The organism is Streptosporangium lutulentum (assembly GCF_030811455.1).
Lineage (GTDB): Bacteria > Actinomycetota > Actinomycetes > Streptosporangiales > Streptosporangiaceae > Streptosporangium > Streptosporangium lutulentum.
The window spans coordinates 3,372,343-3,392,625 of record NZ_JAUSQU010000001.1; the positions used below are offsets into that span (position 1 = coordinate 3,372,343).

18 protein-coding genes and 4 pseudogenes are annotated in these 20,283 nt (G+C 66.2%); 10 read left to right on the forward strand and 12 right to left on the reverse strand.

Annotated elements, in window-relative coordinates:
- The first annotated feature begins 9 nt into the window (after positions 1-9).
- The 3 genes from J2853_RS15170 (at position 10) to J2853_RS15180 (ending at position 1,594) form a co-directional block, all read left to right on the forward strand.
- A complete protein-coding gene (locus tag J2853_RS15170; protein WP_307558401.1) occupies positions 10-636 on the forward strand; it encodes a DsbA family protein in 627 nt (208 codons plus the stop codon).
- Positions 627-857 carry a hypothetical protein gene (locus J2853_RS15175; protein ID WP_307558403.1) on the forward strand — a complete coding sequence of 77 codons (231 nt, stop codon included), beginning with the start codon at positions 627-629 and terminating at the stop codon, positions 855-857. Before J2853_RS15170 ends, J2853_RS15175 begins: the two co-directional genes overlap by 10 nt.
- 272 nt (positions 858-1,129) lie before the next feature.
- Positions 1,130-1,594, forward strand: a complete 465-nt coding sequence (locus J2853_RS15180) for a tetratricopeptide repeat protein (RefSeq protein WP_307558405.1) — start codon at positions 1,130-1,132, stop codon at positions 1,592-1,594.
- 254 nt (positions 1,595-1,848) lie between these two features.
- Here the strand turns inward: J2853_RS15180 and J2853_RS15185 are convergent, their stop codons facing one another.
- From J2853_RS15185 to J2853_RS15195, 3 genes are all read right to left on the reverse strand, one after another.
- Complete coding sequence (locus tag J2853_RS15185) at positions 1,849-2,211, reverse strand: VOC family protein (protein WP_307558407.1); 363 nt, start codon at positions 2,209-2,211, stop codon at positions 1,849-1,851.
- 411 nt (positions 2,212-2,622) lie between these two features.
- Entirely contained in the window at positions 2,623-3,825 is a 1,203-nt protein-coding gene (locus J2853_RS15190) for an SMI1/KNR4 family protein (RefSeq protein WP_307558409.1), read from the reverse strand.
- Between the two features lie 411 nt (positions 3,826-4,236).
- Positions 4,237-5,175: a cyclase family protein gene (locus J2853_RS15195; protein WP_307558410.1), complete on the reverse strand. Its 939-nt coding sequence runs from the start codon at positions 5,173-5,175 to the stop codon at positions 4,237-4,239.
- Positions 5,176-5,308: 133 nt separating this feature from the next.
- Between J2853_RS15195 and J2853_RS15200 the strand changes: the two are divergent.
- Positions 5,309-5,497: pseudogene (locus J2853_RS15200) on the forward strand (IS5/IS1182 family transposase); the annotation flags it as partial.
- A gap of 537 nt (positions 5,498-6,034) precedes the next feature.
- Here the strand turns inward: J2853_RS15200 and J2853_RS15205 are convergent.
- From J2853_RS15205 to J2853_RS15215, 3 genes and pseudogenes are all read right to left on the reverse strand, one after another.
- Complete coding sequence (locus tag J2853_RS15205) at positions 6,035-6,421, reverse strand: DUF2834 domain-containing protein (protein ID WP_307558412.1); 387 nt, start codon at positions 6,419-6,421, stop codon at positions 6,035-6,037.
- 398 nt (positions 6,422-6,819) lie between these two features.
- Complete coding sequence (locus J2853_RS15210; protein ID WP_307558415.1) at positions 6,820-7,740, reverse strand: cytochrome P450; 921 nt, start codon at positions 7,738-7,740, stop codon at positions 6,820-6,822.
- Positions 7,741-8,011: 271 nt separating this feature from the next.
- A pseudogene (locus tag J2853_RS15215) lies at positions 8,012-8,203 on the reverse strand (MerR family transcriptional regulator); the annotation flags it as partial.
- A gap of 134 nt (positions 8,204-8,337) precedes the next feature.
- On the opposite strand from J2853_RS15215, the gene J2853_RS15220 reads away from it, so the two are divergent.
- The 5 genes from J2853_RS15220 to J2853_RS15240 all read left to right on the forward strand — a co-directional run bounded on the left by J2853_RS15220 (position 8,338) and on the right by J2853_RS15240 (position 13,655).
- Positions 8,338-9,711 (forward strand): IS1380 family transposase, encoded by a 1,374-nt coding sequence (locus tag J2853_RS15220; RefSeq protein WP_307556262.1) that lies wholly within the window; start codon positions 8,338-8,340, stop codon positions 9,709-9,711.
- 304 nt (positions 9,712-10,015) lie between these two features.
- Positions 10,016-11,503 carry an IS21 family transposase gene (gene istA / locus J2853_RS15225; RefSeq protein WP_307558417.1) on the forward strand — a complete coding sequence of 496 codons (1,488 nt, stop codon included), beginning with the start codon at positions 10,016-10,018 and terminating at the stop codon, positions 11,501-11,503.
- Positions 11,500-12,279: an IS21-like element helper ATPase IstB gene (gene istB / locus J2853_RS15230; RefSeq protein WP_307558420.1), complete on the forward strand. Its 780-nt coding sequence runs from the start codon at positions 11,500-11,502 to the stop codon at positions 12,277-12,279. Before istA ends, istB begins: the two co-directional genes overlap by 4 nt.
- Before the next feature lie 814 nt (positions 12,280-13,093).
- Positions 13,094-13,462 carry a hypothetical protein gene (locus tag J2853_RS15235; RefSeq protein WP_307558422.1) on the forward strand — a complete coding sequence of 123 codons (369 nt, stop codon included), beginning with the start codon at positions 13,094-13,096 and terminating at the stop codon, positions 13,460-13,462.
- 22 nt (positions 13,463-13,484) lie between these two features.
- Positions 13,485-13,655 (forward strand): hypothetical protein, encoded by a 171-nt coding sequence (locus tag J2853_RS15240; RefSeq protein ID WP_307558424.1) that lies wholly within the window; start codon positions 13,485-13,487, stop codon positions 13,653-13,655.
- A gap of 445 nt (positions 13,656-14,100) precedes the next feature.
- Here J2853_RS15240 and J2853_RS47905 read toward each other — a convergent pair whose 3' ends face one another.
- From J2853_RS47905 to J2853_RS47915, 6 genes and pseudogenes are all read right to left on the reverse strand, one after another.
- Positions 14,101-14,676: a helix-turn-helix domain-containing protein gene (locus tag J2853_RS47905; RefSeq protein WP_370879270.1), complete on the reverse strand. Its 576-nt coding sequence runs from the start codon at positions 14,674-14,676 to the stop codon at positions 14,101-14,103.
- Positions 14,677-14,882: 206 nt separating this feature from the next.
- On the reverse strand, positions 14,883-15,332 hold the full coding sequence (locus J2853_RS15250; protein ID WP_307558426.1) for a hypothetical protein: 450 nt from the start codon (positions 15,330-15,332) through the stop codon (positions 14,883-14,885).
- Between the two features lie 1,044 nt (positions 15,333-16,376).
- Complete coding sequence (locus tag J2853_RS15255) at positions 16,377-17,564, reverse strand: ISAs1 family transposase (protein WP_307558427.1); 1,188 nt, start codon at positions 17,562-17,564, stop codon at positions 16,377-16,379.
- A gap of 138 nt (positions 17,565-17,702) precedes the next feature.
- Positions 17,703-18,587, reverse strand: a complete 885-nt coding sequence (locus J2853_RS15260; protein ID WP_307568690.1) for a transposase — start codon at positions 18,585-18,587, stop codon at positions 17,703-17,705.
- 265 nt (positions 18,588-18,852) lie between these two features.
- A pseudogene (locus tag J2853_RS47910) lies at positions 18,853-19,182 on the reverse strand (transposase domain-containing protein); the annotation flags it as partial.
- Positions 19,183-19,331: 149 nt separating this feature from the next.
- Positions 19,332-19,907, reverse strand: a pseudogene (locus J2853_RS47915) (transposase family protein); the annotation flags it as partial.
- Positions 19,908-19,958: 51 nt separating this feature from the next.
- Here J2853_RS47915 and J2853_RS15270 point away from each other — a divergent pair.
- A complete protein-coding gene (locus tag J2853_RS15270; RefSeq protein ID WP_307556252.1) occupies positions 19,959-20,282 on the forward strand; it encodes a transposase in 324 nt (107 codons plus the stop codon).
- The last annotated feature ends 1 nt before the right edge of the window (position 20,283 follow it).

Below are 20,283 nucleotides of genomic sequence, written 5' to 3' on the forward strand. Positions count from 1 at the left end.
ATTCCCCACATGGAACGAACCGAGACCAAGAACGTCAAGGTCGAGATCGTCCTCGACGTCATCTGCGCGGCCTCCTACATCGCGTTCGTACGGCTGAGGCGAGCGATCGAGAAGGTGCGGGCCGACGGCGCGAAGGTCGAGGTGGCCGTCAAGCCCTTCCTGCTCGCCCCCGACGCGGACTTCGACGGGGAGCCACTGCTGGACGTGCTGACCGCCAGATTCGGAGAGCACGTGGTGGCAGAGACACGGCAGGCGGCGGCGGACGCGGTACGAGACGGTGTGACCCTGGCCTACGAACGGGCGGTGGCCGCGGACACCTTCGAGGCACACCGCCTCATCGCCTCGGCCGCGGCCCGCGGCCTGGCCGAGCCCATGGCCGAGCGGCTGTTCAGAGCACATTTCACCGACGGACTGAACATCGCCGATCTCGGCACCCTGGAACGGCTGGCCGCCGAGATCGGAGTCGATCGGAACGACGCGGCAGCGGACGAGGTGCGCGCCGAGCTCGCCGGCGTATACGAACGGGGCATCCGTTCCGTACCGTGGATCTCCTTCAACGACGGTCCCGCGGCGGTCGGAGCACGGCCCGAGAAGGCGTATTTCCAGGCCTTGCGAGCGTCCAGAGCGTGTACATGACGCTCGCCGTCGGCGGCTCCGCGCTGGGCGCCCTGGTCGGCGGATCCATCGCCCGCTGGATCGGCATCACCGGGCCCTTCTGGATGTCAGCGGTGATGATGGCCGTGCTCATGGGTGTGGCCTGGCGCCCCTTCGGCCGGCCGCTCCTCCCTTGCGACGCGAACAGGCGGGAGGACGGCCATGACGGCAGGCACGACAGCCAGGCACCCGTGGCCCGGTGAAGCCCACGGCCTTCGTCTCAGCCTTACGCCGATCAGATTTGGCCGCTGATCAGAGGCGAAATCGGTAGGCTGGGACAAGGTCATTCATTCCTGTGCAAGCAGGTAGAAAGACTCAGGGCTCGTCAGGCGTTCAGAGCGCCAGGCGAGTCCGTTCCGGTTATTCGTGCAGCCCCAACGACCCCAGTCGCTGATCAAGGAATCGCCATCCCGGCCTCGAACGCGGCTTATCAGACATATGTATTCGGTGCCCTGTACAGGTGAAGGAGCCGCCCATGACCCCCGACCCGACGATGACCCGAATCGGCCAGGGGGTGGAGTTGCACCACCGCCAAGGCCAGCGTGAAGCCGCGCGCGAGTTGTTCGCGCAGATCTGGGACGACATCGGCGGCGAGCAAGGCGACCCGCTGCATGTGTGCGTCCTTGCCCACTCGATGGCCGATGTGCAGGACGACGTGCACCAGGAGCTGATGTGGGATCTGCGAGCGCTTGCCGCCGTCGGCCTGATCACCGATGAGCGGGTGGCCCAAGCCGGAGTGCCGCTTTCGGTGGCCGGCTTGTATCCGTCGTTGCACCTGAACTTGAGCGATTGCTATCGCAAGCTGGGCGATCTCGATCGTGCCCGTGAGCACCTGCAGCAGGCGCGAGCCGGGATCGGCGCGCTTGGCGACGACGAGTACGGGCAGCTCATCAAGGGTGGGCTGAAGCAACTGGCCGAACAGTTGGATGACGCCGGCTGACTGCGCCCCGGCGAATTCCCGCACCAGCCGTTGATCTTCTTCGTGGATGCTCCGAGCCGGGGTGCCCTCAGGTCAGGAGGCCCGGGGTTTCGGGCGTTTCCCAGGCTGTCAGCTACCACCCTGGCCGACCCGGCACAGCGGCCGCCCGCCGCGAGCGAACGCGGCAAATCCACGACACCGGTGTGTGCCGTCGCGATGATCAGATCACATCCACCGGCCGGTATGTCCGCTCCTGCCGATGAGCGGTCGCACGATCAGCCGTCGTCGCGACACAAGCAGAAGGGGTGACCGGCCGGGTCGAAGAGCACCCGGACATTGTCTCGCGGCTGTTCCGCGGCGACCGAAGCTCCGAGGGCGACTGCCTCGGCGACCGCGGAGTCCAGGTCTCCGACCTGGAAGTCGAAGTGCATCATCGGACGCTGCTGCCCATCGACAGGCGGCCAGACGGGAGCCTGGTAACCGGTCGCCTGCTGGAACACGACATAAATGGACCCCTCAGGAGCCGCGAGAATCGTCGTTCCCGGCTCCTCATGGCCAATGGGCCACCCGAGCAGCTCGGAGTAGAACCTCGCCAAAGCGCCGGGATCGGGCGCCTCGATAGCGGTTCCCCACCACATGCCCCCTGTTCGAGATCACACCGGTGCACCTTCCCACGTAAGCGTCGATGATGGTCGCGGGGACACGCTACAGCCGGTTGCGGACGTTCTACTTCCGGATTGGCGACCCGTTGGGATCACCGTGGCGCACCGCGCCGGACGCACCACGGCCCATCGTCGAACACTGCTTTCGGCCCGCGCACGTTCGCACATACCTGGCTCTGCAGGGCGAAGATCGGGGTGGTGCCAGCCGGACAAACGGCTCCGGCGTCAACAAAGAAGGGGACGACGACCTCGTCTCCAGGGCCAATGCCCAACGCCGGCAGGGTCGGACGCAGGCCGAAGGGCCTTCGGCGAGGCACGAGACCACAAGGACCCCTCCGGCCTGTGGGACAGGATCGCCATGGTGCCCCACGCACACCGCTGAAGCGGTCACGCGGTCCCTTGCGCCGGTGGCTCCGATGTGTCAGCGGTGAATTGGCTCTCCCACTCCCGGCGTTCTCGTTCCAGCTCGGCGAAGTCGTCGGCGGTGTTCGGGACGAATCCGAGGAACTCGAGCGGGTCGTCGTCCGGGTCGAGGGTCGCGAAGCCTGCGGCGTCGAGGCGGCCGCGCATCCAGTCGAGGAGGGTCTCGGTGAGAGTACCGGGCAGCGGAGGGCCCTGGTCGTCGTGGCGCGGGTAGACGATGACCGGCCATCGGTCGGGGTCTCCCTGGGTCAGCCATCCGAGCTCGTCACCGTCGATGGAGTTGGCGAACGCCAGGAAGCCTCCGGGCTCCGGCCAGGCGGCCAAAGGGAAGTCCTCAGGGAACGACTCTCGGAGGTCGCGGTAGCCGTCGCTGACCACGGACGCCGTCTGGACGAGACCGTACCGGTCGCCGCGCAGGGGTGCGACGAACCGCATCCAGCCGCTGAAGCAGCCGGTTCCGTAGACGTCCATCAGCTCGACGTACTCGGACGGCAGCCGCGTGCCGAGGGTCGCGAACACCTCTTCCCAGGTGAGCTCGCCGAGATAGGGATCTTCGGGCGGCGGGGCAAGGAGGCGGAGAGCGGCGAGGCCGGCTCCCTCGGTGAGTGCGGCCCGGCGCTCGTTTTCCGGGACCCGTTCGGGTGACTTCTCGGGTGGGGTCCAGGGCGTGGCCGCCCGTAGGAAGCGGGTCCTGCGCGCAACCGGCAGAAGCGGGCCGAGAATCTGGCCGCTCGGCAGAGAGATCCCCTCGCTGAGGATGAGCGTCAAGGTCTCAAACAGGGGGGTGTCGAGGGTGAGCCAGGGGTTGTCGCCCTTGAGGGCGGAGTCCTGTTCGAAGATCACGACGGGCCATCGGTCCGGGTCCTTGGACGCGGAGGTGTCCCAGAACAGGTAAGAGCTGCTTCGCGTACTTCCCCAGGCGAGCAGCCCACCTTCCGAGGGGTGGAATGGTGGCGGCGTGTGCGGCGGTACCGTTCGGGCGACGATGCGGCAGTGGCGGTGCGTCTGCTCCAACCAGCCGACGTAGTCAAAGGCGTCGAGCCGGTTGAACTCGTACTCCTGAACGCATGGCGTGTACAGCCAGACGAAGTCGCCGATGTCGAGCGGGCCGTACGCGGCAAGGGCCTTGTAGTCCGAGGGCAGCGCGATGCCGACGTGAGACTCCACTACCTCCCAATCAACCTCGATCGGATCGGCTTCCACACGAGAAAGGAGGCCGAGGTAAGCGTTCGCGTCCATGGCCAGTGATTTTGCCATTGCCACACGACGTCTCGGGAAGAACATCGCCGAGGACACAGCTGGAGGGCACTGCTTACCACCTCCGACGAGTCGAACGGCTCGGCGAACGCCACACGATCACGAGCCTGCGACTCGCGCAGCACGAGCCGCTCGGTCCTGATCGGGGCGGCCGGCCGGCGTATCCGACGTCAGTCCGGCCGACAGCTATCGCTCGCTGCGACACCTCGCCCTGAGGCGCTCGTGCCGCCTGGTTCCCGACCAGCACGGCGTGTCCTCCACGACCGTGTTCCAGGTGCGGGCCGGGTCCTTCACGGCGTCGCACCCCCTCGTGAACCGCGGTCAGAATGTGGCGATCGGGTTGACCGGGCTGCCGGACGTACCGGCGAAGCGGACCGGCGCGACTGCGAGGTGGAAGTCCCACTGGCCGAGCTCGGCAGCCGTCGTCGCGCACACCTCCAGATCGCAGTTGTCGAGCAGCCACAGACCCATCGCGACGAGGCTCACGGCGTGAACCGGCATCAATATGTCTTCGTACCCCGACGGCTGAACGTCCTGGGGGGTGTCAGCGCCGATCAGCGCGACCCCCCGTTCCTGCAGCCACGGCAGGCAGGACGCGTGCCAGCCGGCCTGCGTGAAACCGCCGGCCTCACCGGCCTCGTGCCGGAAGCGGCCATAGCCGGTCCGCAGGAGTACCGCATCGCCGGGTCGCACCCGCACACCCTGGCGACGCTCGGCCTCCTCGAGATCGTCGGGAAACACACCCTGCCCCGGCTCCAACCACGGCACATCGCGAACCCTCGCGATGTCCAGCAGGACACCACGCGTGATGATCCCGTTCGCCGCCGCCGTGACGGCCGCCCACGCCGATCCCGTTGCGGCGTCGACCAACGAGTGCGACCGCCCGTTGTACATCGTGCCGTCCCAGAAGAGGTGACACGGCGAGTCGACGTGGGTGATGGTGTTGCCGTGGAAGGTGATGCCGAGCCGCTCGGACGAAAAGCCCCAGCGCCGGTCGTTGTGGAATGCCGACACCGGCATGTTCTCGGCACCCGGCATGTCGGCGGCGCACGGGCACGTCGTCGTCGACCGCTCCATCTCCGCCGGTACGGCAACCTCCCACGCGCACGACACGCTCCTGCCGTGGCGCACGGCCCGTGCCGCCGCCAGCCGGACGTCGTCGGTGATGTGGTTCAAAGTGCCGAGCTCGTCCTCGTCGCCCCACCGTCCCCAGTTCGACAGCGTGTCGAAGTATCCGAGCACGTCGTCCTGTGTGGGCATCGGTCGCCTTGCCGTCATCCCAGCATCGACTCCTCCGGTCACGTGGTGAGGCACCGCAGGCAGGATATCCCGCCCTCTCCCTTGACATGACCTCGCCGGGGCCGGAGCGACGGTGACAGGCCGTCACGGCCCGCTCACCGAGTCTCAGCGTGCGTTCAACCAGTTCCTGCGAGGCATCCGTGGAATCGGCGAACGGGCGAACACCCTGGTCAAGACCACATCCAAAGCCCCGCGCCGAGTCAGCCTCGACCCGAGCCGGATCACCCGGATCGCCGCCACAGCCCTCGTCCTGCTTCAACTGGAGTACGGACGGACCGCGTAAGGCGATCACGTACCGCCCTGAGCAGTTACAGGGAAAAGTCCGCTGGACGCGAAACGCGCCGCTGATGACGACCGTTCAGCCGGGGACGTGGTGACAGCCTGGATGGGTAGGGCAGACCAGCTTTCATGATCACATTCTTGGCCAGCGGTCGCCCGAGTAACGACGGATCAGAACTCTCGTCACAAGATAGACGACGCCCAGGAAAAGCCCACCGAGCAGCAGCATAAATACGATCCACTCAAAGCCATACCCAAGCATTCGTACCTCCGCCGCCAGTACTCCTAAAGTCCACTCGGTTCGGGCCCGCTCACCGGCATGCCGTCCTCAGAGCATCTCGATCAAAGGTCACAAAAACAACAGCGGCTCTGATTCGAGAAGCGATCGTCGTGTCCCCCGGTTCAGCGCCACAGATCGAGTTCAGGCTCTTCAGGCCTTGCGTGTTCGGCCTGCGACAGAACGAGACAGATGCGCTTTCACGCCGACCTGCACACGCACTCGAAACACTCCAGGGCCCGCAGCAAGGAGGGGGCGGCCAGGTCAGCACTTTCCGGCACGCCGAGCACGAGAGAACGTCGGGCGCTCAACAGGCAGGCCGAAGGCACCCCGTATAGGTTGCCGCCGGCGTTCCCGCAGCCACAGGTAGAGCGGGAGCCCGACCGAGGCGCCGGCGAACGACCCGACGACGACCCACACGCGATCGCGGACGCGCAGGGCGCGGTCGGTAACGGCCGCGGCGAGCAGCACCACCACCACGATGGCGACGTCCCAGCCGAAGAACGCGGCGACGTCGTTGGCGACCATGTCGTCGACGAAGCGTGGCAGGTCGAGCCCGTGCTCTCCGAGCCAGCCGATGGCGTGGCGATAGGGCACGACGATGCCAACGGCGAGCAGCAGCAGGTAGAGGCGTTGTCGCGGGGTGCTCATCGGGTCTCCTGACGTGCGGTGAGGGATCGGGTCGGCGCCGGGTGCAGCGCGCCCGGGTTGCAGGAGAGCGTGCTGTGGTGCGACGACCCAGCGATGGCGTCGACACCGGTGGCGGACATCAGTCGACATCGGCGGCGGGCGTCACCCGCTCGACGGTGGCGCGGACCCGGGCGGGGTGGCAGACGCCGCTGCGCTGAGCACCAGGATGGGTGTGGCGATCATCTGAACAGCCTGAACGCCCCGAAGCTCGAGGTGACCGCTCCGGGGCGCTTTTTGTCGCCCTTGACGGAACCCTGAGGCAACGTCCTCAGCCAAGGGCATCCGGCGCCTGGCTGCTTCTTCGTCCTGCATCGGTCCCTACGCCGCGTTGTTTCCAGTCGTAGGTTCGTCTCGAACGCTCACCAGGTGACGCGGAGCGCTATGGGTCCGATGTCGACCGCGTGGCGGGTCCATTCGATGTGGTCGACCGGATCCTGAAGCTGAAGGCCGGGCAGCTGACGGGCGAGCGCGCTGAGGGCGGCGCCGACCTCCAGGCGGGCCAACGGCGCGCCCAGGCAATGGTGCAGCCCGTGACCGAACACCAAGGGCGGGCTGGACTTTCGTCCGGGTAGGAACCGGTCGGGCTCGGGGAAGTGCCCGGGGTCTCGGTTGGCGGCTTCGAGCCGGACGAGGACCAGGTCGCCGGCGCTGATCGGGACGCCGGCCAGCTCGAGGTCTTCGTGGGCATAGCGGGGAAACGGTTCGCCGGTCAGTCCGGCCTGCATGCGCAGGACTTCCGCCACGGTCGCGTCAGCCTGGTCGGAGTCGGCGGTGGCCAGCGTGGCGAGTCGCCCTTCGGTAAGGAGCCGGATCGCGCCGACGGAGATGGCGTTCGTGGCCGAGAGGTAGCCCGCGGAGACGATCGTGGTGGTCATGGCGATGAGCTCGGTGTCGCTGAGCCGCCCGTCGTCGGTGTCGCGTACCGCGATCAGGCTGCTGAGCAGGTCGCCGCCGGGTTCCTTGCGTTTGGCCGCGACCAGTCCGGCGGCGTAACCGCCGAGCGCGTCCCACGCCTGTGCGGCCGCGGCCATGTCCTCTTCCGCGCCGAAGACGAAATCCGCGGCGCTCGCGGCGTCAGCCAGGGCGCGGAATCGCTCGCGCTCGTCGATCCCCACGCCGAGCAGCTCGCTGATCACCGTGATCGACAGCGGGGTGGCGATTTCCGCGACAAGATCGGCGGGCGGGCCGCCGCCGGCGACCGCCGACACATAGCCGGCGGCCAGTTGCTCGACGCGCGGGCGCAGTGCGGCAAGGCTGCGGGGGCCGAAGGCCTTCGACACCAGGCGGCGGCGCCATGCTATCCATCAGCACCAGCAGGTCACGATCCCACGCCGCCGACTTCGACGTCGGGACGTCGACCTCTCGGAGGAAGGCCACCAGTTCGGGCGAAGCGGTGTCGTCCGGACCCAGAGCTCCCACCTCGGCCTGCCTGAGCAGATCGGCGAGGCGGGATCGTCTGACCCAGATCTCCTGCTCTCGCTGGGCAAGGTCCGCGTCGATCTCCCGCAGGATCTCGGGCAGATCCCTGGCCCGGTCGTCCCTGATGATGTCGCGCGCCTCCTCCAGACTCAGCCCAAGATCGACGAGACGGCGGACGCGCGCCAAAGCGATGGCGTCGCGCATGCCGTACTTGCGGTAGCCGTTGGCACGGCGGGACGGTTCAGGCAGGACGCCCTGGTGGTGGTAGTAGCGCACCGTCCGGGTCGACACCCTCAGCAGCGCGGCGAGTTCTCCGATCCGCATGCCCACAGTTAACCTCGGGCTTTCACGGTGAATATCGCCAGCCTTGATCGTTTACATGAGAAAAGTGCCTTTGAACTGGGATGATCGGACTTGTCTAAGGTCCCGTCCACACCAGCTCAAGAGGCACTTTTCACGTGAAGACTATCGCTTCGCGACCCAAGATCGTCATGTCCGCCGACGGCTCCGGGCTCATCTCCCAATCAGGCGCGCTGCTGTTGCTGGAAACGCTGCGCGTCACCGGCCTGGACCAGGCCCTGTCGGAGCAATTGCAACGATGGCGACCGGCCCGCGCGATCCACGATCCCGGAAAGATCATCGCTGATCTCGCCGTCAGCCTCGCCCTGGGAGGCGACTGCCTGGCCGACATCGCGATACTGCGCTCTCAGCCGGAACTGTTCGGCCCCATCGCCTCTGACCCGACCGTCTCCCGGCTGATCGACCGGCTCGCCACCGACACCGCCAAAGCCCTGAAAGCGATTCGACGCGCACGCGCCATCGCCCGTGAACACGCCTGGACCCTCGCCGCGTCAGCCGCGCCCGGAGCCGACGGCCAGCTGATCCCCATCGATCTGGACGCCACCATCGTCATCGCCCACTCTGAGAAGGAAAACGCCACCCCGACCTGGAAGAAAACCTTCGGCTTCCACCCCATGACCGCCTTCGCCGACCACGGCACCGACGGAGCCGGTGAGCCACTGGCCCTGGTGCTGCGAGCGGGCAACGCCGGCTCCAACACCGCCACCGACCACATCAACGCCACCGTCTTGGCCCTGGCCCAACTGCCCCGGGCCCGACGCCGTCAGATTCTGATCCGCACCGACTCAGGCGGCGGCACTCATGAGTTCCTCACCTGGCTGACCCGTCCAGGCCGGTGGTTGAAATACTCCATCGGCTTCACCATCACCGACGACATCGGCGCCGCGATCGGTCGCTTGCCCGCCAGCGCGTGGACACCCGCCTACGACGCCGAGGGGCAGGTCAGAGCAGGCGCCTGGGTCGCCGAGATCACCGGCCTGGCGAACCTGACCTCCTGGCCCAAGGGCATGCGCGTCATCGTCCGCAGGGAGCGCCCGCACCCCGGTGCGCGGCTGCGCTTCACCGACCCCGGCGGGCACCGCTTCACCTGTTTCGTCACCAACACCAAGCAAGGCCAGCTCGCCGATCTGGAGCTGCGCCATCGTCGCCGCGCCCGCGCCGAGGACCGCATCCGCTGCGCCAAGGACACCGGCCTGCGCAACCTGCCGCTGCACGATTTCACCCAGAACCAGATGTGGTGCGAGATCGTCGCGTTGGCCGGCGACCTCATGGCCTGGATGCAGATGCTCGCCCTGCAGGGCCCGGCCCGCCGCTGGGAGCCCAAACGCTTGCGGCTGCGCCTGTTCGCCGTCGCCGGACGCCTGGTCCACGGCGGCCGGCGGCTCCGGCTCCGCATCGCCGCCCGATGGCCCTGGGCACCGCAGATCATCGCCGCCGTCACCCGCCTGCAAGCCCTGCCGGCACCGCCCTGACCAGCATCAAGCCGCTCCACCGACCAAGAAAGGACACCCACGGGCTCGTGGAACCCCGCCCACCCGGCGCGACAGCCGGGCCACCACGCTGACCAGGAAGCGAAATCACGCCTCAGCCAAATGCTTCAGCCGATGTCCGTGGCCATGTAAAAGTCCCCACAGGTGGCCAGTTCGAGGTCACCACTGATGGCCGATTTAGGTCCCCGCTTCTCGTTCGCGTGTCGTCGGGAGGTGTGTGCCCTGAGCGGTGATCGTGACGGTGTCAGCCAGTCACGAGATCACCGCTCAGGGGGTCTGTTCGGCCATGAAATCTTCGGGGGAAGTCATGGACATCATCGCCGCCTACCGCGAGGTAGGCACCTATCGCGGGGCCGCGCAGATATGCGGCACCACGCACAAGACCGTCAGACGCATCATCGAGCGCTCCCTGACCGGCAACAAGCCGACCTGCCGCAAACGCCGTGAACACAACTTCGACGCGGTCACCGAACTGGTAGCCGGCAAGGTGCAGGCCACCGCGGGGAAGATCTCGGCCAAACGGCTGCTGCCGCTGGCCCAGGCCGCCGGGTATACCGGATCGGCGCGTAACCTGCGGCGTCTGGTCGCATCAGCGAAGAAGACCTGGCGGCGCGATCACCATCGCGGGCGGCGTCCGGCGATCTGGACGCCGGGCGAGATGCTGGTCATCGACTGGGGGGACGCCGGCGGTGGGTTGCACGTGTTCTGCGCGGTGCTGGCCTGGTCCAGGATCCGGTTCGTGCGCTTCGCCGACAACCAGCGGGCCGCCACCACCCTGGCCATGCTGGCTGAATGCTTCGAAGAACTCGGCGGGGTGCCCAAAGCGGTGCTGGCCGATCGGATGGGCTGCCTGAAGGGCGGCGTGGTCGCCAACAAGGTCATCCCGACCGCCGATTACGTCCGCTTGGCGACGCACTACGCCTTTCGGCCGGACTGGTGCGAGGCCGCTGATCCCGAATCGAAGGGGATCGTGGAGAACCTGGTCGGCTATGCCAAGCGTGACCTGATTGCACCGCACGCCCCGTTCGATGATCTGACGGCGGCCAACGTCGCGGCGCGGCAGTGGTGCGCCGAGGTCAACGCGGTGCCGCACTCGGAGATCTGCGCGATCCCGGTCGAGCGACTGGCCGCTGAGCGCGAGTTGCTGAGCGCGCTGCCGTCGCTGCGGCCCGCGATCGGCAAGGCGCCGGCCACCCGCAAGGTCGACAAACTCTCATGCGTGCGCTTCGGCTCGGCCCGCTACTCGGTGCCGACCCGGCTGATCGGCGCCGCCGTCGCCGTCGTGGAGGCCGACGGGCGGCTGCTGGTCTCGGACCTGGCCACCGGTGAGATCGTCGCCGAGCACGTCCCGGTCGCTCCCGGCGAGGCAGCGGTCACCGACGCACACTACGGCGGTCCCCGGCCCGCACCACGCCGCCCCGCCCGACCCAGGACCGAGGCGGAGAAGACCTTCCTGGGACTCGGCCCGGTCGCGGAGGCGTTCTTGGCAGCCTCGGCCGCCTCCGGCAACACCCGCCTGGCCGCTGACTTGGAGGAGCTGGCCGCACTGCGTGCCGCGCACGGCGAAGCGGCCCTGCTGTCGGCGCTGGAGCGCGCAGTCGCTTTTCGCCGCTGGCGGGCCGAGGACGTGCGCTCGATTTTGGCCGCTGGAGCCGGAACCGCGCAGCCCTGCCCGGCCGGAGAGGCCCTCGTTTTGGAGCTGCCGCAGGTGCCGACCCGGCCGCTGTCGGCCTATACCCTCGACAAGCTCAACCAGATCGGGCAGGTGTCATGACCGCGCCCGCTCTTCCGCCGCTGGCCGCCGACCTCGATGGCGGGCTGCGCCGTCTGAAGCTGTCAACGATCCGGGCTCTGGCACCGGAGCTGCTCCTCACTGCCCGCACGCAACGGTGGAACCCCGAGGAGTTCCTGCGCACGCTCATCGATGCCGAGCTGGCTGCTCGGGATGCCTCCAACGCCCGAATGAGGATGAAGGCCGCCGCGTTCCCGGTCATCAAGACGATCGAGGAGTTCGACGTCGCCGCCTCCTCGATCCCCCGGGCAACGTTCGACTACCTGGCCTCGCTGGAGTGGGTTCGAGCGGCGGAGAACTACTGCGCGGTCGGGCCGGCCGGCACCGGCAAGTCCCACAGCCTCATCGCGTTCGGCGTCGCCGCTATCCAGGCCGGTTACAAGGTCCGTTATTTCACCGCCGCCGAGCTGGTCGAGACGCTCTATCGGGGTCTGGCCGACAACTCCGTCGGCCGCGTGATCGAGAATCTACTGCGCGCCGATCTGGTCGTCATCGACGAGGTGGGATTCGCTCCGCTGGACGATACCGGCACCCAGTTACTGTTTCGGTTCGTCGCCGCCGCCTATGAGCGCCGCGCGCTCGGGATCGGCTCGCACTGGCCTTTCGATCAGTGGGGGCGTTTCCTGCCCGAGCACACCACCGCGGTCAGCCTGCTGGATCGGCTCCTACACCACAGCATCGTCGTGGTCACCGAGGGCGAGTCCTTCCGCATGCGACAGGCCCGCATCCGAGGCCCAGGACGACCCACCATGAAGTAGTCAACTACGAAGAGCTGGGGACTTTTTCTTGGCCACCAGCGGCGACACGCACCTGGCCATTGACAGCCGACCACACGAAGATCACGAAAGATCGAGGTTAAGACCTTGACGCCGTGTCAAGGTCAAACCCGGTTTCACAAACTCGTAGGAGCCAGACATCAGGGCATGCGGCCCAGGCCGGCGACCGGATCGGTCCACAAGTAAGCAAGATGTCACCTGGACAGGCTCGGGAGCGGCGGACGGCCGGCTCGACATCCAGCGCAGCGCGTTCGGCGGATCGGAGATCGCATGAACAACAGCGGCCCTGGGTGGAGAAGCGATCGTCGCATCCCCCGGTTCAGCGCCACAGATCGATTTCAGGCACTCTTCATGCCTTACGTGTTCGGCCTGTACCAGAATGAGACAGATGCGCTTTCACGCCGACCTGCACACGCACTCGAAACACTCCGGGGCCTGCAGCAAGTAGGAGGCGGCCAGGTCAATACTTTCCGGCAAGCCGAGCACGAGAGAACATCAGGCGTTCAACAATCGGGCCGAAGGCATCACGTACCCGATGAACCGCGTGAACAGCCGACGAGAGCGCCAGATGAACCGCAGGAGCGGTTGAGCGTCTGGGAACGTCATGTGCCGATCGGCGAGAACCTTCTCTACAGGGTCAAGGATCCGCCCGCGGAGCAGGTCGCCAAGGTGAGCCGATCACGTACGAAGCCGATTTTCGGTGCTGTACAGGAATTTCAGACGCTACATGATTGGAACCAAAATCCGGCGTTGACCGTTTCACGGTGTGGCGACTCTGCGGCACGGAGGAGAGTGCGTGAACAAGTCGAAACAACGATCGAACAAGAGGGAAAAGCGGCTGCGAGCGCAGCGATTTCGGAACATGAAGGCACAGGCTCGGCGGAATACAGCGGACAGGAGCGTGTTCCCGAAGTTTGCCTCCTACACCGTGGTCGGTGTCGCCGCGATTTGGGGCGTGGTTCTTCTTGTCGCACCGGGACTCGAATGGCTGACAGCGGCCGGCATGGCTTCGATGCTGGTCTGCTTTGTCGCGTTGGCCATTCTAAGACACATGGGAATGCCGAGCAAAAACGGTCTGCCCATCAGCGTCGTCGCGTCGGTCAGCGGGATTATGGGAATCAGTTTCATAATCGTCTCAGAGATCCTGAAAGCCGGAGGATCTTAAAACGCGGTGAGATCCCGAAGAGATGAAGGGTTCACCCTTCTTTGATCCCAACATCGGCCCGCCGACCAAGGCATGGGAGGCCGAACGCATCGAGTGGGTGCCCCTCGCCGACCGCCGCGAGTCGGTCGGCAAGAGCGACATCGTGAGCGGCACCAGCATGGCCACGCTGCTCTACGTCCTCACCGACTCGTAGAAAACGAAGCGCTCCGACCATGGTTGAAGGTAACCACTTCGAGAAGTGACCTCCTCGCCGCCCCAGGTCGACGCCACGGGTTGAGTTCAGGCTCTTTTCAGGCCTTGCGTGTTCGACCAGTGAGAAAATGTCACAGGTGCGCTTTCATACAGATCTGCACATGCACTCGAAATACTCCAGGGCCTGCAGTAAATAGCAGGCGGCCAGGTCAATACTTTCCGGCAAGCCGAGCACGAGAGAACGTCTGGCGTTCAACAGGCGGGCCGAAGGCGTCACGTACCCGATGAACCGCGTGAACAGCCGACGAGAGCGCCAGATGAACCGCAGGAGCGGTTGAACGTCTGGGAACGTCATGTGCCGATCGGCGAGAACCTTCTTTCTCTACAGGGTTAAAGGTGATCCGCCTTCGGCGTCTCGCCGCGCGTCGGGCGGCAAGCCGGCCCGGCTACGGCTCTTCGGCCGGTCCGGGCCAGCACCGCCCACGCGCCACGTTCACCAGGCGGACAGCCGGAACCCGAGAACCTCTCCGGAAGTCACGACGATCCCTCCGTAAGGCTGCCGCACCGTTTCCGTTCCCCGGCCTGGCGGCCCTGCGGTACGGGTCGGCTTGCCATCGAATGGCCTCACGAACTCGCCGTGAGGCCACAGGATGCGGAAGATTCCCGCAGTAAGGTGCAGCCGTGTGACGGCTTGCGCTCTTCGACCTGGCCAACACCCTCACCAACCTGGGCGAGGCGTTCCAAGTACGGGCCAGGGAGTTCACCGACGAACCTGGTCTTGAAGATGAGGCGTCCAGACAGGCCAGGCCGATCTCGTTGAACCGGTGGATCACATCGCGCCCGGTGTCCTCGTCGGCCCGCACCAGCTGGGCGATCACCGGCACCCGGTTCCCGCAGGCCGATGCCAACAACATCATCGCGCGCCGATAGCACACCGAGTCGGTGCTGCCCCGGCGCACGATCTGCTGTAGCCGCTGCCCCTCCTGGTCAGTCAGTCTGCGGACGCGGACAGGCTCAGCCACCGCGCCTTCCAGCGGTCGGATCGGACGTCACCCCACATCCACCACCAACCCGGCGAACCCATGCGGTCACAGCACTAGCCGCGATGTCCCTCAGGCCGGCGTCGAGTCTGGCCTCGATGTCCTTGAGGACACTCTCGACGTCGTTGTTGTCGCTGGTCCAGTCCCCGGTGCCGGTGCCGGCCTTGGCCTTGTTTCCGGTGTCGGCATCAGCCTTGGCTTTCAGCGTTGGCGTCGAGGTCAGCCTCAGCCTTGTTACTGGTGTCGGTGTCGAGCTTGTTCATGAGCTCAGGCTCCTCCTCGGCCCTCTGCTTGGCGACGGCGACGGCGAGGCTCTCAAGGTCGGAGGCGCCCAGATTGATGCTGACCCTCTGGGTAAGATTCTGCGACTGGCGCTGCAGCGACCGCTGGAACTGACGCTGCCAGCTTCGCTGGCGGTGCCAGGAACGCTGGAACTGGCGATGCCAGGAACGGTGGCAGGCGTCGTCGCAGTCGTCGTCGCAATCGTCGTCGCAATCGAACAAAGTGCCTTGGGTGGCGCTGGCGCTGGCTGTGGCGCTGGCTGTGGTGATGGCGGTCGCGGCGCCGAGGCTAACAATTCCGCCTGCCAGCACTGTGCTGACGGCGAATGCTGCGACGACACCCTTGAGCTCGGACATGAAGTATCCCCTTTAAAAGGATCGATTACCCCTACTTAAACGTTTCTAAATCAATTAGAAAACGTCTCCGATAATCCTTATGGATCATCTCTGCACAATCTTGATTTCCTCGCACATCGTTGGATAAACGGCGATCTTCATCTTCTTTTGCTCGATTACCCTCTTGTTGATGATATTGGACTTACCTATTAACTTTCGCATGTCTACGTCAAGTCGCAATATCATCAAGTTTGCGACCTTTTTGGCAAATAGTCACAATATCAATCATTAGATCTCGGATCCGATAGCTCGCATTATGCATCGAATTTTCCTTTTTGACATGACTTATTGGGGCGAGACTTGTTCGCCACAAAATGCACTTGAATGCCGTTATATGGTGGACAAATTGTCTTGATCATCTAGCTCCGCAAAAGGCATTTATCCGACATGCGTACGATTTAATGAGACCAACTCTGGGTGCGGGTACGTATTCATGAGGAACGCCGCATTTTTGCCGCTCCACCCCGACCGACCTCCGCCGGCTTCCGTCGTATCGCGGCCGTCTTCCTTGACAGTCCGCGATCCGGTGTGGCGAGGTCGCGTAGGGCTCCCAGGGCGGAGCAAGTCTTGGGCGCGTGATCTGCGGTGGAGGGTGCGCCGCGAAATCAGTCTGGATCCACCGCGTGGATTCCGCCGCCATGCATTACTGACGGTACTGAAGCGCCGGGATTGCCGGCTGAAAGCGGCTCACCAGTTCGTCTCGCCCGCGAAATACTTCGCGCCCGGCGCAGAATGTCGCACTCCATTTGTCTCCGGATTTCCATCATCCGGTACTCAAGGTGTCCACACTTCAGGGGCAAGGCCCAAGGCCGGGTAGTTAGCGTTTTCGCGGCCTTGGCAAGGGAGTCTGCGAGTGCGTCGTGGCGGTGTAAAGGCCGGAACCGATCTTGAGAATGAGGCCGCTTTCGGCCCATCGTGAGAGCTGCCGGTACATGGTGCCCAGGGTGATGTCGCCCAGGTGGTAGGCGATATCGCGGGGCCGCCAGGAGCAGGGCCGAAGCGTTCTCATGTTGTGAGACCGAGTAGCTGAAGGCCGTCCGTGGGGTGGCTGCGGTAGTGGTCAATGGCGGCGGCGATGTTGGTCCAGCCGATCAAGCGGGCCAGGCCGATGGCCAGGTTACGCAGGCTCGCCATGACCCGTGGGGCGGTGCCGGTCCGAACGCGTGAGGCGTCTTCGCGGTAGGTGACGTCGCGGATGTGGTGCAGGGCCTCGATACTCCAGTGGCCGCGGATCAGTGTGGCGAGGTGGGCGTGGGTGACGCGGCCGGGCGGCAGGCTGGTGATCGCGTAGATCGTGACGATGGTGGTTTTGCCGGTGCGGCGGTCGGTGCGGCGGCGTTTGACCTGGATGGCCTGGGCGGCGTGGGGGAAGGGCAGGCCGGGCCGGACGGTGCAGATCTTCATGCGGCGGATCTCGCGGCGGCCGTGGCCGCGGGTATCGGTGCGGTCGTTGAGCAGGGCGTGGCGCCAGGGCAGAGCCTTGAGCCGGCGGTGCAAGGTGGGCTGGTTGCCTTTGACGATGAATAGGTAATGGCCGCCGGAGTCGATGATCTGGCGGGCATGGGCGTGCTGGGTATGCAGGGCGTCGGCGGTGACTACCACGTCGGACAGGTCCAGGCCGGACAGCAGGGGCGCAACTGCAGGGATCTCGTTGCTCTTGGCGGTGACCTGGCGTTGGGCGACGACGGTCTGGGTGTCGTGGCGCAAGGCGGCCAGCAGGTGCACCGTGCCGTTGGCGGTGCGACTGCCGCGTAGGGTCTTGCCGTCGATGGCCAGGCCGGTCAGCGGTGGTCGGCTTTCGGGGTGGTCGGTGGCGGGCGGGCCGCCGGCGGCGAGGGTGGCCAGGTAGGTGCCGGTCGCGGTGTCGAAGGCGTCGCCGTCCAGGCGGGCGAGTAGTCGCCGCAGGGTGCTGGCGGCCAGGCGAACGGTGCCGGGGAGCCCGGCACGAGACAGGATGTCCGGGTCGTATCCGTGGATGGATCTGTTGATCGCCGCTATGGAGGTGGCTCCGCTGAGTACGGCGAGCAGGGTTAGGGCCAGCAGTGGGCCGAGTCGGTAGCGACGTCCGCGGTGGCTGCGTGGGTCGGGCAGGGTGCCCAGTACCTCGGCCAGCGCGGGCAGATCGGTCGATGGGTCGAAAGCGGGGACGTGCTCCAAGTGGCGGGCGAGCACGTTGATCGGGAATGATGGCACGCGAACGCGGCCCCTGTTCTTGATCGACTGGCTAGACACCGACGATCATCAGGGGTCGCGTTTGTCATCTCCGCATCGGGGTGGCCTCTACTGCCAGCCCGCTGCAGGGCTGCGACCGTCTCAGCAGCCGAGAACGCCTCAGCCTTGCCGCCAGGAGCGGCTGGGATCTTGCTGGAGGAGGGCCAGGACCCGTTGTCTGCGGCGGTCGGTCAGTGCGGCCAGCCGGTCGTCTCGCGATACCGCGGGCAGGGGGGCCTGCGAGGGCGGAGCCGCAAGGATGGCGATGGACAGAGCGGTGACGGGGCGGCTGCGGTCGGGTCGGCCGTCGTCGAGCCGGTCGTTGTAGCGGGAGATCGGTGACGTGACCTTGCGGGTGCTCACCCGCAGGCGGCGGGGCGGAAGCAGGTTGGCCAGGAGGCGGCGCCCAATGGTCCCAACCAGAGTGATGCCGCAGGCGGTGATGCCGGCGGCCTGGACGACCAGATCGCGGGCCGTGTGCAGGGCGATGGAAAAACCGCAGCGGTCCGGATCGGTGCCGGGCCGGGACTCGGCGGCGTCGACCATCACCGTGCGAAGGAGCTGATAAAGCGTCAGCACCGACCACATCTCCTGCTCACACCCAGCCGGGTCGCCCGAGCGCAGTACTCGTCCCTGCATGATGGTGTGACGCAGCGCGTAGTAGGCCGACTCGTGTTCCCACCGCTGGTGGTAGAGCCTGACCAGGGCCGCAGCCGGATAACGGGCCGCGTCGGTCAAGGTGGTGACCAGGCGGTAGGAGCCGGTGAAGGTGGTGCCGTCCGCGCAGGTCACGGTTATGCGGGCTTCGACGATGCGGATCTGGAGGGTGCCGATCGTCGACAGGTAGGAGCCGTCGGCGAGCACAGTCAGGACGGGGGTGCGCCGGTTGCTGCGCAGCCGGCCCAGGGCTTGTGCGCCGGTGGCACTGACCTGGGTGAGAAAGGCATTGCTGTCGAAGCCTTTGTCCCATAACACGAGCATGTCCGGCGTCAGCAGGTGCAGCAGGCGCCGGGCATAGCCTCCTCTCGCCTTCGCTGGTGGGGCCGAAGACCGCGCCGATGAGGGCCCGGGTTCCGGTCTCGACGAGGGCCATCAGCTCCAGTTGGGGGTAGCCGCCGCGGCTTGGGCTGCCGAGCCAGGCCCGGTTGCGGGCGGTGTCGGGGGCCTTGAGTGAGCTGCAGCCGTCGAAGGAGACCGTGCGGTAGGGCCCGAATCGCACCCCGGGAGTTGAGGGTTGTGCCAGCGGCCCGCTTAGCACCTCAAACAGGCGGCGCATCGGTGCGCTGCCGACCCGGCGGCGCAGGTCACGCAGGGCTTTGGCGGTGGGCATCACGACGGGCAGGGCGGTCAGCGAGGCCGTCAGTTTCTGCCAGACCAGCTGGTAGCCGATCTCGGGGAACAGGCACATGGCCAGCAGGAAGTAGACCCCGACCCGCGAGGGCAGAGCGCGCAGCCGGCGCTGCACTTTGCGTGTCTCGTGAAGGACCGCATCGACGAGCTCGAACGGCACGAGCGCGGTCAGCTCGCCCAAATGCCCGGGCGCGAACACCCCTTCGGCTGCTGGCCAGGGCGAGTTACTCGTCTTGATAGCGCTGGACACAGCAGTCCTGGCAGACTCAGTGATCAACGGAGATCCAGTTCTTCGACGGCTGGTTGTGGAAGATCACCTGTCTACTGGATCTCCGTTCCCACGTCCCGGGAACTCACGTGCTTGACAGCGCCACGAGCGCCTTAAGGGCTCGCAGATTATTAACACGCAGCTTTGATCTTCGGTAGCGGAATGATGCCTTCCACCGCGGCCAGATCGTAGAGAGCCTCCAGCGTTGGCAGGCGATGAGGACTGGGCTGGATGGTGTACCCGGCCTGCTGGAGGAGTTGCCGGGTCTCACGCATGCGCCGGTTGAGGGTTTCGGGCCGGACGGTGAACAACTCGGCGATGGCGACCTGGGGTAAGCCGAACCGGTAGTGGACAAGGGCGCTCAGCAGCCGGTCGGCGAGGGTGAGGATGGGACGGCGTCCGGTGCCGGGAGCGGCCATGCGCGGACGGTGCCCGCGTCGCTTGTCCAGGTGTGCTTCGCGCTGCTGGTCATGCAGCGTCAGCAGGGTGGCGATCAGGGTGTCCCAGCCCGGGCCGGTCAGTCCGGTCAGGGCAGGGTGACAGAGCCAGGCCAGGTCGGGGCTCGGCTGGTCGAACGGGTCCGGGACATCGTTGACCTGGGCGTAAGCCTGCGGACGCAGCGTGTAGTTCCAATCGCCGTGCCAGTCGTGACGCTGCAACGGTAGAGCGTCCATCTGCCTGTCGCTGATGGTGATGCCGGTCGGGTAGTGGCCTTCCCCTTCTATCGTGGAGATCTGACCTAAGGAGAAGGTTGGGTCGTGGGAGAGACCAGACGCAGGTTCGATCCGGAGTTCCGGGCGGGCGCGGTGCGCATCGTGCGGGAGACAGGAAAGTCGATCGCGCAAGTCGCCAAGGATCTGGGCATCAATGCGGGCACGCTGGCCAACTGGGTGCAGATGGACCGGCTGGCCCGCGAGCAGAACGCCGGCAGCGAGGAACTGTCCGGATCCGAGCGGGAAGAGCTCGCCAGGTTGCGCAGGCAGCGGGCGGAGTGGGCCAAGGAGCGCGCCGAGCTGGAGATGGAGCGTGATGTCCTCAAACGCTCCGTGGTCTTGTGGGTCAAGGAAGCGACGGGCCGGTAAG

Excerpts from the sequence above, each read along its gene's own strand:
- J2853_RS15170 (WP_307558401.1), top strand. The coding sequence starts at position 10 with ATGGAACGAACCGAGACCAAGAACGTCAAGGTCGAGATCGTCCTCGAC.
- J2853_RS15180 (WP_307558405.1), top strand. The coding sequence starts at position 1,130 with ATGACCCCCGACCCGACGATGACCCGAATCGGCCAGGGGGTGGAGTTG.
- J2853_RS15185 (WP_307558407.1), bottom strand. The coding sequence starts at position 2,211 with ATGTGGTGGGGAACCGCTATCGAGGCGCCCGATCCCGGCGCTTTGGCG.
- J2853_RS15195 (WP_307558410.1), bottom strand. The coding sequence starts at position 5,175 with ATGCCCACACAGGACGACGTGCTCGGATACTTCGACACGCTGTCGAAC.
- J2853_RS15205 (WP_307558412.1), bottom strand. The coding sequence starts at position 6,421 with ATGAGCACCCCGCGACAACGCCTCTACCTGCTGCTGCTCGCCGTTGGC.
- istA (WP_307558417.1), top strand. The coding sequence starts at position 10,016 with ATGAAATCTTCGGGGGAAGTCATGGACATCATCGCCGCCTACCGCGAG.
- istB (WP_307558420.1), top strand. The coding sequence starts at position 11,500 with ATGACCGCGCCCGCTCTTCCGCCGCTGGCCGCCGACCTCGATGGCGGG.
- J2853_RS15240 (WP_307558424.1), top strand. The coding sequence starts at position 13,485 with ATGAAGGGTTCACCCTTCTTTGATCCCAACATCGGCCCGCCGACCAAG.
- J2853_RS15250 (WP_307558426.1), bottom strand. The coding sequence starts at position 15,332 with ATGTCCGAGCTCAAGGGTGTCGTCGCAGCATTCGCCGTCAGCACAGTG.